At 46.5% G+C, this 13,630-nt stretch carries 13 protein-coding genes; 5 read left to right on the forward strand and 8 right to left on the reverse strand.

All coding sequences use genetic code 11. The features are described from left to right. On the reverse strand, positions 1–1,125 hold a 1,125-nt coding region (locus tag Q0668_RS00385; protein ID WP_298858817.1), incomplete at its 3' end, for an Ig-like domain-containing protein. Between the two features lie 622 nt (positions 1,126–1,747). On the opposite strand from Q0668_RS00385, the gene ribA reads away from it, so the two are divergent. Further along, positions 1,748–2,998, forward strand: a complete 1,251-nt coding sequence (ribA, locus tag Q0668_RS00390) for a GTP cyclohydrolase II (RefSeq protein WP_298858819.1) — start codon at positions 1,748–1,750, stop codon at positions 2,996–2,998. Here ribA and solA read toward each other — a convergent pair. The 3 genes from solA to Q0668_RS00405 all read right to left on the reverse strand — a co-directional run bounded on the left by solA (position 2,975) and on the right by Q0668_RS00405 (position 5,797). Beyond that, positions 2,975–4,138 (reverse strand): N-methyl-L-tryptophan oxidase, encoded by a 1,164-nt coding sequence (solA, locus tag Q0668_RS00395; RefSeq protein WP_298858821.1) that lies wholly within the window; start codon positions 4,136–4,138, stop codon positions 2,975–2,977. The two genes, ribA and solA, sit on opposite strands and share 24 nt — an antisense overlap. 20 nt (positions 4,139–4,158) lie before the next feature. Further along, entirely contained in the window at positions 4,159–5,052 is an 894-nt protein-coding gene (locus Q0668_RS00400; protein WP_298858823.1) for a hypothetical protein, read from the reverse strand. A gap of 481 nt (positions 5,053–5,533) precedes the next feature. Continuing rightward, positions 5,534–5,797 carry a carbon storage regulator gene (locus Q0668_RS00405; protein WP_298858825.1) on the reverse strand — a complete coding sequence of 88 codons (264 nt, stop codon included), beginning with the start codon at positions 5,795–5,797 and terminating at the stop codon, positions 5,534–5,536. Between the two features lie 471 nt (positions 5,798–6,268). Here Q0668_RS00405 and rpmB point away from each other — a divergent pair, with 471 nt between their 5' ends. The 4 genes from rpmB to gatB all read left to right on the forward strand — a co-directional run bounded on the left by rpmB (position 6,269) and on the right by gatB (position 9,973). Continuing rightward, positions 6,269–6,529 carry a 50S ribosomal protein L28 gene (gene rpmB, locus Q0668_RS00410; RefSeq protein WP_298858827.1) on the forward strand — a complete coding sequence of 87 codons (261 nt, stop codon included), beginning with the start codon at positions 6,269–6,271 and terminating at the stop codon, positions 6,527–6,529. A gap of 29 nt (positions 6,530–6,558) precedes the next feature. Continuing rightward, positions 6,559–6,849 (forward strand): Asp-tRNA(Asn)/Glu-tRNA(Gln) amidotransferase subunit GatC, encoded by a 291-nt coding sequence (gene gatC / locus Q0668_RS00415; RefSeq protein ID WP_298858829.1) that lies wholly within the window; start codon positions 6,559–6,561, stop codon positions 6,847–6,849. 101 nt (positions 6,850–6,950) lie between these two features. Next, complete coding sequence (gatA, locus tag Q0668_RS00420) at positions 6,951–8,414, forward strand: Asp-tRNA(Asn)/Glu-tRNA(Gln) amidotransferase subunit GatA (RefSeq protein ID WP_298858831.1); 1,464 nt, start codon at positions 6,951–6,953, stop codon at positions 8,412–8,414. A 74-nt stretch (positions 8,415–8,488) separates the two neighbouring features. After that, positions 8,489–9,973, forward strand: coding sequence for an Asp-tRNA(Asn)/Glu-tRNA(Gln) amidotransferase subunit GatB (gatB, locus tag Q0668_RS00425; protein WP_298858833.1), 1,485 nt, complete (start codon positions 8,489–8,491; stop codon positions 9,971–9,973). An 88-nt stretch (positions 9,974–10,061) separates the two neighbouring features. Here gatB and Q0668_RS00430 read toward each other — a convergent pair whose 3' ends face one another. The 4 genes from Q0668_RS00430 to sufB all read right to left on the reverse strand — a co-directional run. After that, entirely contained in the window at positions 10,062–10,451 is a 390-nt protein-coding gene (locus Q0668_RS00430; protein WP_298858835.1) for a metal-sulfur cluster assembly factor, read from the reverse strand. 47 nt (positions 10,452–10,498) lie between these two features. Next, positions 10,499–10,828, reverse strand: a complete 330-nt coding sequence (locus tag Q0668_RS00435; RefSeq protein ID WP_298858837.1) for a non-heme iron oxygenase ferredoxin subunit — start codon at positions 10,826–10,828, stop codon at positions 10,499–10,501. 26 nt (positions 10,829–10,854) lie between these two features. Continuing rightward, positions 10,855–12,204, reverse strand: coding sequence for a Fe-S cluster assembly protein SufD (gene sufD / locus Q0668_RS00440; RefSeq protein WP_298858838.1), 1,350 nt, complete (start codon positions 12,202–12,204; stop codon positions 10,855–10,857). A gap of 128 nt (positions 12,205–12,332) precedes the next feature. Further along, positions 12,333–13,630, reverse strand: a 1,298-nt coding sequence (gene sufB / locus Q0668_RS00445) for a Fe-S cluster assembly protein SufB (RefSeq protein ID WP_298858839.1), incomplete at its 5' end; no start/stop codon positions are given.

Here is a 13,630-nt window from a genome sequence, read left to right on the forward strand (position 1 = left end):
TCGCATGAAGGTCGAATCGTCAGAAATTGGTGAAGGAGGAATCCCCAGCACTTTCAGTTTATTGAAGACGGTTTCATCGATCACATTGCGAGATTTTGGCAGCGAGGTAATTTCGATACCTAGAGGAATTGTTGACCGGAAGGTAGAAACCTGTCCCTGATAACGAGCCATGATGGCCACTTCACCTGACAGATTCAAAGTTTTCACCAGGCCGGTCTTATTCACCTCGGCCATTTCAGTGTCATTGGCTTCAAACAAAGCCATACGAGTGACATCTTCAGTCGTGTCATCTGAATAAGTAGCAATCACAGAGATCTGCTGTTCGACTTCCTGACCCATTGTTCGTGTGGCAGGAAAACATTCAATCTTCGCAACCTTTCGGTCTTGATCAGTTCCGTAAGGCATCCCCTGTTCTATCCAGCGATAGAGCAGACGGTATTCATAAGAATCGGGTTTCACAAGTTTACCACCGCCGTGGGGTGTAACTCCGGTGCCCTTCATCAACAACAGACTCTCTGCAGGAGATGTCGGAAACACGCGACGTCCTCGGCCTTCTTTGACCAGGAACTCAAAGTCGTCTTCAGGATAAAAACCTAGTAGCGACAGTTTAAAACCATTCTGCCCACTCGCTTTTCCGTGACAACCACCACTGTTACAGGTCAACTTGGTAAAGATCGGCACGATCTGATTCTTAAAGTTGATCGCCTCTGGTGTTGCAATTCCCTGAACGGCAACGGGAATAGAAGCCGTCTTACCATTTTTGGCGGTCACCGTTAAAGTAGTCTGCCCATCTTTAAGGGGCGTGAGATAACCTTCCGTAGAAATCGAAGCGAGATCAGGATGAGCAATTTTGTAAGTCACATTCCGCGTCAGGTCATGCAATTTACCATCTGCGAGGACACCGGTGACGACAACCTGCTGTCGTGAATCCGGTCCTCTTAACGGAAGTATTGCTTTTTCAGCAGGATGCGGTCCGATCTGAATTGATTTGTAATCGACCTGTACCTCAGCAGCCGGCGCTGCCAGCACATGCGTTACACAGTTGCTTGAGACAAGAAAAAGAGTCAGTACTCCACATAGCATAAGGATCTGGGGCATCCGAGAGCCTTTGATTCGGAAATCCATACATTACTCCTGTGCAACTGGTTTCGTTTTTACTTCAGGTCTGACTGCAAACAGTATTGTGTGATTAAAGGCAGACCTTTTCAAAGTATGATTGAAATTGAAAACGCTAGTTTCGTGGTTGGTTTAATTAGGGAAGCTTTTTTAGGCAAGTTAACCAATCAGTACTTACTGGTTGGTTGAATCGTGTGGATCAGGTCAAGTCTATTTCGTAACAGACTTTCCCTAATTGTTCAATGTATCAAAGTTTATTGAATTGTCAACGTTTTAACCAGTCACTTGGACTAATAATGTCTTTTTGTTCACACGAAAGAAATTACGAGATCAAATCCCTCTCGTTCGAGAATCCCATTTTTTCACATCCGTCACAACTGTCAAGAAAGAAAACATTGAAAAATCCGGTAGGATAGTCAAAATGAATTCGCACCTTGAAAACAGTGCTCTGTTCTATATTTTTTAAGGGAATCAGCCGGTTCTTTCAAAAACAGGATTTCTTAGATTGCCAGTCAAAGCCTCTTCTATAGAATGAAAGTTAGCACAGATTTTGCTTCAAGACTTACCTTCCGGGTAATTTTTTGAAAATTCGCTTTAATTCCTACTTTCCGGGCGGCTACAAAACACACCCATGTCTGATCCTGCAAATACGAATCATCCTACATCCGACATCCAAGATATCTTCGAACAATTGCGAGCCGGAAAACCGGTCATTGTAACGGATTCGAGCGAACGGGAAAACGAAGGCGATTTTATCGTTGCCGCTGAAGCAATCACTCCTGAGATTGTACAATTTCTCTTGAGGCACGGAGGTGGTGAGCTGTGTGTCTCGCTTGACCAGGAAGTTGCCGAACGTTTAGAACTGAAACCCATTGTTGGACCTGAAGAAAATACGGCTCCCAACAAAACACAATTTTTGATTCCCATTGACCACAAAGATAGTGGCAGCGGTGTCAGTGCCGAATGTCGCGCTATCACAATTCGTGCGTTAAGCGATGAAAATTCTCAAGCGTCAGATTTTGTACGCCCCGGCCACATCCATCCCCTGCTCGCCAAACAGGGAGGCATTCTCCGTCGTGCGGGTCATACCGAAGCCACCGGTGATTTACTTCAAATGGCGGGCCTGAAACCCGTAGGTGTCCTCATCGAAATTCTCAGCCAAAAAGGATTTGGGATGGCAGATGCGGACGAACTGCGAGAAATTTCTGAACAGTTTAAAATCCCCATCATCTCTACAGCCGAAGTCATTCGCCATCGATACATTAACGAAAAACTCGTTCATCGCGAAGTAGAAGTTCCCATCAACACAAAGAATTACGGAATCGCTCAAGTCATCGGTTATTCAGTAGAACATGAAAACCAGCAACCGGTGGCATTAGTCTGGGGAGACCTCTCTTCTGTCGAAGCCCCGCTGATACGTATGCATTCATCCTGCTTCACGGGCGACTTGCTTGAATCTCTGCGCTGCGATTGTGGAGATCAGTTACACATGGCGATGCAGGCGATTTTCCAGGAAGAAGTTGGAGCCGTTGTTTATCTTCCCCAGGAAGGACGTGGTATCGGCCTGATTCCCAAACTGAAAGCGTATGTACTACAAGATCAGGGATACGACACAGTCGAAGCCAACATTAAATTAGGGTTTAAAGCCGACACTCGCGATTTCACAGTGGGTGTGCAGATCCTGAAAGATCTCGGACTGACCAAAGTACGTCTGCTAACCAACAATCCCAAAAAGACCCACTCAGATGTTTATACGGGATTTGATCTGGAAGTCGTGGAACAAGTACCCATCGTTGCACCTCCACACAAAGATCGAGAGTTCTACCTGCAGACAAAAAGGGATAAAATGGGACACATCTTACCTACAACTCCCGCTGACTGAATTTCCTTCGCCCGCAAATCGACTCGCCGAAAGAAAATCGATCGGATGTCCGGTGGTACCTTGTGTCGCCAGATCGGCCAGAATTTCTCCGATGACCGAAGCAAATTTAAACCCGTGCCCGGAAAAACCAGCCCCGTAAACCACCGCAGGATTACGAGAGTGACGATCTACAATAAAATGCCCGTCGGGCGTTCTTGTATACATACAGGTGGCATGTCTCTTTGGAATCGGCTCCAGTTCTGACATCACTTCATTGATAAAACGGGAGACCAACGTGGCATCATCGGCCATCAATTCCCGATTCAATTTTCCAGGATCAACAACGGTTTCGCCTCCGGTATGCTCAGCCAGTTTGATCGTCTTGCCATCCAATGATGGAAAACCATAAAACTCCCCGTAGGGCATATCAAAAAAGAAACCCCCGTTTCCCGAATCCAAATTGTAGACCGGTTGTTTCACCCGATTCCAGAACAGCAACTTTCTGACGACTTCCAGAGGCAGATTGAGTTCTTGTAAACAGCTGCTGCTCCACGCGCCAGCCGTCACGATCATACCGGAAGCAGAATAGTGCTGTGTATCGGTCCGCACTTCGATTGATTGATCATGAATCACAACCGAATTAATTTTCTCGTTCAGGTTCACCTCTGCTCCCTGCGAGAGCGCACACTTTATCTGAGTTCGGACACACTCTTCGACAAACAAAAAACCGGCCTCAGGTTCGTAAGTCACTTCAAAACCCGGAGGGATCTGAAACCCGGGAAAGCGATCGGTAACATCCATGGTGGAAATATTTTCAACTGAGACATCATACAATCGGGAAGCCTGATGCACGCCTTGAATTACTTCACCGTCTGGCGGACCTGCCACCATTAAGCCACAGGGGTTAAAGAGTGATTTTCCCGATTCCTGTTCCAGTTCGCGCCACAATTCGTACGCGCGCTGCAGCAGAGGAATATAATTCGGATGTTCAAAATAAGCCTTGCGGATAATGCGCGTATCGCCGTGAGAACTTCCCCGGTCATGGGCAACACCAAACTGTTCCATGCCCAACACATTCAGACCACGCTTTGACAGATGGTATAACGCACTACTGCCCATGCCACCTAATCCCAGAACCAAATAATCAACGAGTTTCGGCATGGAACTTGTCTACTTTCTGATCATTTTGACTTTGGAGAGGGTTGATTCCGTTGCTTCGCGCCTTCGATGATTTTTTTCTGGGCCGCCTTCAAATGTTCCGGCCACTTAAATGTACCAGCATTTGCAGGATTATAGCCCGCCATATGATCTTTCAATCGAGCGGTGGGCTTAATGTAGACCAGCTTTGTTTCACCAAAAACATCCTGACATAAGTCAGCCAGATCAGCATCATAGGTACGTAATTCTTCCCGCGTATTGACATGATTATGATCATGATCATTTTCACGATTATTATTGAACCAGGATTGTACGCCTTCAGCAAAATACTCCATCCGGTTGACGGAAGCATATTTCCCTTTCCATAGCCCTGCTTTCATCGCCCGTTGATATACTTTTTCTAATCGCTCATCAAAAGCAGGATCAACCCGATTCATGCCACGCAAATGAATATTATGTGCAAACTCATGAATCAAAATGCACTCAGCGGCATAAGGGTCTTCAGAGAACGCGAGTAAATTCTCTTCACCGGATGAACAGACAGGATCGGTCGGAGAGCCTCCTAATCCTCTGGCACGTACATCCCAGAAATCTTTGGGTTTCAGATGCGCATATTGCGGAATATCCGTTGTAAAGGCACCATAGGGAATCACGATAAATTTTGAGCCGCCTGCAATCATCGCCTTGCGAACATCAGGTCGATGATGGAGCATCTGATCAATCAACCAGGCAGCCTCTTTCAGCGCATAATCATTCACGCGTTCGAAAGCTATCACAGGATAACCACTGGCACTCACGTACTTGGTATAAACGGCAGGTAGCTTCAATGAGGCCGGCGGTTTCGTGACACGATATTCTTTCGCTTGACAGAAGGCAGGAAGAATCAAAGCCAGTAGAAAACACAGAAGGTTTTTCATCTTGAATATCCTGTGAATGATAGAATACGCCAGTTTAGATCTTGACCAATAAACTCATCATGATCAAGGTCGCATGCATTTTACCATCAAAAACAGGATTTCATTCAAGGAACTTTTCAGGAAAAAAAATTACCGGGTGTTCAGGAAAAGACAGTCAACCTACCCCACGTACACACTGACCATCAAATTTGAACACCCGGTAATTAATGCCGTCACAGAAAATCATCAAGGTTAGATCATTTTCTGTCTAAAGATCTGCGACAACATCGCCTGGCTTGCCACTTCACGAGAACTACCCCAAACAAGCCAGACAGGTTGTCACAGTATCTGTTAGCATCGAACTTTTTCCTTCCGGAGATTGCCACTCGGAAGATGAAATCTATTTCTCCTCATTGATCTGCCCGTTCTCAAAGATTCTGATTTGAGAATCCCCCCCTGGGCAATCAAGTTGTCAGCAGCCAGTCGATAGATAATAAATTGTTTAACAAACCATTCGTGCCGCATCAGCGATTGAAAGCGTGCCAAGAGGCATCAGGTCAGGAAGTCGACCTCCCTCATCATGCGCTTCTCGCGCCTTCATAACTGGTTCGCTTTCCTCTTCAAATATTTCTTCTCTTGTAATTCTCATATGATCCGGAGCATCGATACCGATTTTGACGGAACCTTTTCCCGTACGGATCACTTTCACCAGAATTTCATCACCGATACAGATTCCCTCAGCCAACTTCCGTGTCAAAACCAGCATGGTTGTCACTCCTTTTATCGTTAAATCTTATTTTCAGATGTCGTAGCAGGTTTACCTTTGTCCAAGATTGCTTGTCCACAAGCCATTTCCCGGTCATATTGAAAGGTACTACGCGATTCGCATGCCAATTCGGAATTCTTCCACTATCAATCCCCATAAGTCATTTCATCCATACGCTTTATAATTTTTACCATCAATTTTCTGATGATCCATTCAGGGTTGTTTTTTGCAAAAAGTGTCCCCAATAGTACAATTTTCAATTCCAGAGAATCGGTAAGACGACACTATTTTCATCTTTTCCATGAGCAGGAAACGATATGTCAGTGGCTTCGGTTGCAATATACGACAGGACAAATATACTATTGGGTTCCTTGAATGACCGAATCCTTTATACAGCGGTCAGTTTACGTCAATTCAGATCAGCAACAGCTGATTTTTTTCGAACCCACTAGATAGTCAAAGAGTTTACAAATGGGTCAGAAGTGTGATGCCTGTGGTAAGACGCCTGTAGTCGGTAACCGAGTTCGCCAGCGTGGTAAGTACAAATACCTTGGCGGTAACGGTCGACAGACAACGGGAGTTTCCAAACGACTGTTCAAACCGAACCTGCAAAAAATCCGGGTCCAGGATGGTGGTTCCGTAAAAACACAACGCGTTTGCACTCAGTGTATTCGATCGGGGAAAATCACCAAAGCTGTTGCCAAAAAGCCGTTTACATTACCTGCTAAATAAAACGGATCCTGCTCTAAAGTAGAAACACGATGAGCAATTCACTCTCCGAAGCGGATGTACTTAAAGTTGCTTCTCTTTCCCGGTTGAAACTCTCTGAAGCAGAAGTAGAGACTCTGGGAATACAGATGGGGTCTGTGCTCAAATACATCGCCATGCTGGACGAGCTGGATACCGAATCAATCGAGCCGATGGCACATGCGATTGAAATTTCCAATGTCTTTCGTGAAGATCAGCTCCAGGTTAGTCTTCCACGAGAAAAAGCACTGTCAAATGCTCCTCAAACAGATGGGAATTATTTCCTGGTTCCCGCGATTCTCTAGCTGACCGGCGTCTTTACCATTAAGCACATAAAAGCAATAATCCAAGGCCCGGCTTGCTGACAAGCCGGGCCTTTTAATCTTATATGGAGACTCGACATTCCATGTCCATCACTTCCGCAACAGCAAGCGAACTGCTTGCGAAAATGAATTCAGGCGAAATCAGCAGTGAAGAGATCACGTCAGCCTGCCTGGAAGAAATCAACCGCCGCGAGGGTAGTATTAACGCCTTTCTTTCAGTGCAACAGGAAGCGGCCCTGGAAAAAGCCAGAGAAGTTGATCAGAAACGGAAGTCGGGAAAACCACTGGGAAAATTGGCGGGCATACCCGTGGCACTCAAAGATAATATGTGTGCCGAAGGTGTAGCCACCACGTGTGCCAGTAAAATGCTGGAAAATTATATCCCTCCTTACGATGCACACGTTGTAGAAAAACTCAAAGCGGCCGATGCCGTTCTGATTGGCAAAACGAATCAAGATGAATTCGCCATGGGCTCGTCGACTGAAAATTCTGCATTCAAAACAACCACTAACCCCTGGAACACAGCCCATGCAGCTGGTGGATCAAGTGGAGGCTCTGCAGCTGCAGTCGCCGCGGGATTTGCTCCGCTTGCGCTCGGCAGTGATACCGGTGGATCAATTCGTCAACCAGCCAGTTTTTGTAGTGTAGTTGGTTTGAAGCCCACTTACGGCCGCGTTTCGCGATACGGTTTAGTCGCATTCGCCAGCTCTCTTGATCAAATAGGCCCGTTTGCCCGAGATGTCAGAGATGCTGCATTAATCCTGGAAACGATTGCCGGTAAAGATCAACGCGATACGACCAGCCTCGATGCAAAAGTTCCCGAATTCACATCCAATCTCGAACAGCCCCTACAAAATCTCAAAGTCGGCTATATCGAACATCTGCATGAGGAAGGACTTCACGAAGACGTCAAAGCAGCCACTTTGCAGGCGCTGGATGTTTACAAATCGCTGGGAGCTGAACTGGTTCCTGTAACTTTGCCGCACGCGAAATACTGCGTTGCCACCTATTACATCATTGCTCCCTCTGAAGCTTCCAGTAATCTTGCACGTTATGATGGCGTGCATTACGGCTACCGTTCGCAAAATTTTAAAGACAAAGACATGATTGACATGTATGCCACCAGCCGTGGGGAAGCATTCGGAGCTGAAGTCAAACGTCGCATCATGCTGGGAACATACGCGCTTTCATCAGGTTATTACGATGCCTATTACCTCAAAGCACTCAAAGTCAGACGACTGATTCGTAATGATTTTGAACAGGCTTTTCAAAACGTGGATATTATCGCTTCCCCGGTAACACCAACGCCTGCCTTTAAGATCGGCGAACTGGTGGATGATCCCCTGGCAATGTATCTGGCTGATATTTTTACAACCAGCGCAAACCTCTCCGGTATCCCTGGCATTTCGATACCAGCGGGGATGAGTAAAAACAATCTTCCCATTGGCTTACAACTGCTGGCACCGCCACTGGAAGAGGAACGGCTCTTACGTGCCGCCCGTATGTTTGAACGTGAAACCGATTGGCACTTAAAGCGTCCGCAATAAAATCAGCAGACAGCAATAACACAGACGAACTGGAATTGAATCTTGGATATTGAAATAAAGGGTAGTGTGAGATAATGGACTATACACTCATCATCGGTCTTGAAGTCCACGTACAGTTACAAACCAAAACCAAGCTCTTCTGTGGTTGTTCGACCAAATTCAACCCGGATCACCCGAACACACAAACCTGCCCGGTCTGTCTGGGACTGCCCGGTGCGCTGCCCGTGCTGAATCGGGAAGCATTTCACCTGGGAATGAAAACGGGGCTGGCAATAAACTGTGAAATTCCTGCGTTTACCAAATGGGACCGAAAGCAATATTACTATCCCGACCTCCCCAAAGCATATCAAATCAGCCAATTTGACCTGCCTCTAAGTCAGAATGGCTGGCTGGAAATCGAAATTGATCCTGAAACGCGCGAGAAGAAAAAAATTGGCATCATTCGCGCGCATCTCGAAGAAGATGCCGGCAAGAACAGCCATGATGAATCGGGACGCAAACAGGATAGTAAGGTGGATCTGAACCGTTGCGGAACACCGCTCATAGAAATTGTTTCCGAGCCGGATTTACGATCGGCACAGGAGGCGCGGACTTATCTGGAAGAATTAAAGTTATTGCTGACATACATCGACGTTTCCGACTGCAATATGCAGGAAGGCAGCCTGCGCTGCGATGCGAATGTGAATCTTCACGTGCATCAGGACAACGGCGAAACCATCCCGACGCCCATTGTGGAAATCAAAAACCTGAACAGCTTTCGAGGCGTGGAACAGGCCATCGAATTTGAAACACAACGACAATGGAAAGAATGGCAGAAAACGGGACTGAGCCTGAAAGACGTTCCCAAAGAGACTCGAGGCTGGGATGCTGATCGAGGTGTGACCCTGGAACAACGGGGCAAAGAAGATGCAGCAGACTATCGCTATTTCCCCGATCCGGATCTGGCACCGGTGACTGTTACCGATGCCGAACGCGAACGCGTATCAAATGAACTCTGCGAAAGACCGGCTGACCGCCGCACCCGTTTTGAAGAAACCTATCAACTATCTGTCTATGACGCAGCCGTCATTATCGATCAGGGACCGGCTGTGGCTGACTATTTTGAAACCATGGCAGAAACTTGCGGAAATGGTAAACAGGCCGCCAACTGGGTGACTCAGGATGTCCTTCGTGAACTGAAAGAACGGGAAATCGAGATCGCAGAATTTCCGATCCAGCCGAATGTACTCGCTGCGCTTCTACAAAAAGTGAATGCCGCTGAAATCACCATTAAGAGCGCACGTACTGTTTTTATGGAGTTATTGAGCAATTCCGAAGGCGTTCCCGGTATCGAACAGATTCAAAGCATCATTGTAGAAAAAGGGTTGGCACTTGTCTCTGATACCGGTGAACTCGATTCAATCGTTCAAGCTGTTGTCGACAAAAATGAAAAAGCAGTGGCAGACTTTCAAAGCGGAAAACAGGCAGCCGTGGGCGCATTGATTGGTCAGGTCATGCGAGAAATCAAAGGGGCAGACCCGAAAGCCGTTCGTGAACTCTTAATCAAAAAAATGAGTTAGCCCGCCCGCTACTATGCGATTCTAGAGATGCTCCGAAGTGGAGATCTCAAATAAGGCAATTCGCTGCCCTCATCAATCGAACAGGAGCCTAAAATATTCCCAGTTCATCGCGCGCATCGTCAGTCATACACTCTGGTGACCACGGAGGCGTCATTGTTAATTGGATATTGCCTTCATCTACATCGTCGAGGCGTTCTAAAGCCATCTTCGCCTGCTGAATAATTTGTGGGCCAACAGGACAGGCAGGACTGGTCAATGTCATCGAAACATTGACTTTTGCACTATTCTCCTCAGATCGTTCGACTCCATATACCAATCCCAAATCAACAATATTAATATTCAGTTCCGGGTCAATCACCTGCTTCAACGCTTCCACCAACGCATCTTCACCGCCGACTCCTTTGAAGGCAGAATCTGGTGATTGTTTTTCCTTTTCATCCCGATTTTCTTCGGGTTGATTTTCATTATCATTTGACATGATTTTTTTCCTGGCACTAATATTGAGAGTGATAGCACAAAGACTAATTAGTCTGTTATTTTTTTGGAACGCGCAAAGATCTTACGACCTCGCACTTCAACTTCAAATGTCTGAATCGCTTTTGTGGCAGGCATACACAGGGCTTTCCCTGTACTTAAATCAAAGCGGGCACCATGACGGGGACAAACAATTTGGCCCTCTTCTATGCACCCGTTAGTTAACGGCTGACCGTCATGTGTACACACATCCTCGATTGCAAAATATTGATCATTCACCCGAATCAGTAAGACTGGAGTATCTTCCAGAAATACTTCGATTCGATCTACCAAGTCGAACTCGTCGACTGATGCGATTTCTTCAAAATCAGGTATCTGCATGGTAATTGTCTGCGGGTATTTGAAATTTACCGACCAAATCCTAATTTTTTGATAATTGCCTGATTGAGAGTCTCACGCACGACTTCAACTGGGATCCGGTCAAAAACCGTCTGAAAGAAACCTTCCACGATCATATGCATCGCCTCATACTCAGACATACCCCGTGACATACAGTAGAAAATTTGTTCTTCATCTACACGACCTGCTGTCGCACCATGTGTGCAGCGGACATCATCTGCTTCAATTTCCAATCCGGGAATCGCATCGACACGACAGGTAGGAGACAGCATCAAGGAATCATTACGCTGATATCCATTTGTTTGCTGCCCTTCTGGTTCTACAAGAATCATTCCCCTCCAAATGGCGCGACTGTGATCACGCAACACCTGTTTATATAACAGATCAGAGCGTGTCGCCGGTGCATTGTGGGCTTGCTGAGTATAGAAAGAATGAATCTGTTTATCTGTTGAGAATGTAACTCCATTCACCTCGGCTTCCGCACCACGACCATCGAGTACTACATCCTGATGAATGTGCGCCAATTTGGCACCAATCCCACCGACGGTCCACTGCAGGAATCCGTTATTCTCTACACGTCCTGCTTGATGAGCGATATGCCAGGCCTTCTGATTCCAGTTCTGCAACTGGACATACCGGAGTCGGGCTTCTTTGCCCAGAATTAATTCGACCGCACCAACATGCAAACCCAAATTTTCTGTCGTTGCGGAAACCGTTTCTTCCAGTAACGTGGCGGAAGCGCCATCTTCAAGAATAATCAACGTATGACTGAAATCCGCAGCTTTTTCTGCTTGTAATGTAATCAGACTATGCAGCGGTGCTTCAACAGAGACATTACGCGGAACATATAAAACCGTTCCACCAGTCCAGAAAGCTGCATGCCAGGCGGAAAATCGATCGGTCTCGCTATCGACTGCTTTCGTCATGAAATGTTTTTTGATCAGTTCACTGTGATCTCTGACAACCACGGCAAGATCACCAAAGATCACACCTTTTGCCGCCAGCTCTGCTGATAAATCATTCGAAGCCAATTGGCCATCAATGTGAGTAACATGCCCGGCAAACTCTGCCTGACCTTTGAGTATCGTTCCCGTATCATTTCCGTCTGCGGAATCTTGAGAGAGTTCAGAAGCGGCGTTTAATTGAAATCGATCGGGACGCATAGCACGCAGATCAACACGACGAAATTCTTCCGGGTCCAACTCAGATTCCAAAAGCTCACAATAGCTTTTAAAGGCATCTCGACGTGATTGAGTCACCCATTCGGGTTCATCTCGAGTTGATAAAAACGCTTCAAAAGCTGCTTCACCAAATCCAGCGGGGATTGCAGCAGAGGTATTAACTGACGGAGTACTCATTCGATTATCTATTATGCCTTCAGCATCTTATTTGTAAATTGATAAATGGAACTGTTCGAAGGCAGAATACCTTCACTTGCTTCGTTTTAATTTAAACAAATTTTTCAGTCATGCAGCAATTGGCTGCTTTAACCAATGGAACCTTCCATCTGTAACTCGATCAGTCGGTTCATCTCAACCGCGTATTCCATCGGCAGTTCTTTTACCAAAGGCTCGATAAAGCCCGTCACAATCATGGAAGAAGCTTCTGCCTCGCTTAACCCACGACTCATCAGATAAAACAACTGTTCTTCTCCAATTTTGGAAACGCTAGCTTCGTGTTCGATCGCAACATCGTTCTCATCGATCTCAATATAGGGATACGTATCGCTCCGACTTTCTGGATCTAGCAACAATGCATCGCAGACCACATTCGATTTGCAGCCGTGCGCTCCAGGATCGACTTTGACCAACCCACGATAACTCGTTCGACCCCCATCCTTTGAAATACTTTTGGAGATAATGCGGCTCGATGTGTTGGGAGCACAATGCACCATTTTGGCGCCCGCATCCTGATGCTGACCTTCACCGGCAAATGCAATGGAGAGAGTCTCACCACGAGCTCGTTCGCCCATCAGGAATATCGCGGGATACTTCATCGTCAGCTGAGATCCCAAGTTGCCATCCACCCACTCCATCAACGAATCTTCATAAGCTAATGCCCGCTTCGTGACGAGGTTGTAAACGTTGTTCGACCAGTTTTGAATCGTGGTATAACGGAACCGACCGCCTTTTTTCACGATGATCTCGACAACAGCAGAGTGCAGACTGTTAGAACTGTAAGTCGGAGCCGTACAACCTTCAACGTAATGGCAGGAAGCCCCTTCATCAACAATGACCAGAGTCCGTTCAAACTGACCCATATTTTCTGAGTTAATTCGGAAATAGGCCTGCAAAGGAAATTCAATATGCACACCGGGAGGCACATACACAAACGAGCCCCCTGACCAGACGGCTGAATTCAAGGCAGCATACTTGTTATCATCCGGGGGAATGATCTTTCCAAAATATTCTCTGAGCAGTTCTGGATGGTCTTTTAATGCAGAATCGGTATCTGTAAACAGCACGCCCTGTTTAGCAAGATCTTCCTGCAAGCTGCCGTAAACCACTTCGGATTCATACTGGGCTTTGACTCCCGCGAGAAATTTTTTCTCTGCTTCGGGAATCCCCAAGCGATCATAAGTTTTGCGAATATCATCAGGCACGTCTTCCCAACTTCGCTCCTGCCCTTCGGAAGCTCGGACGAAATAATGGATATCCTGATAATTGAGATCATTCAGATTACCGCCCCATTGAGGAGTTGGCTTTTGCTCGAAAATTTCGAACGACTTTAATCGAAAATCACGCATCCAGGCTGGCTCATTTTTCATTTCTGAAATTTGGGCAA

Source organism: uncultured Gimesia sp., from assembly GCF_937910335.1.
Taxonomy (GTDB): domain Bacteria; phylum Planctomycetota; class Planctomycetia; order Planctomycetales; family Planctomycetaceae; genus Gimesia.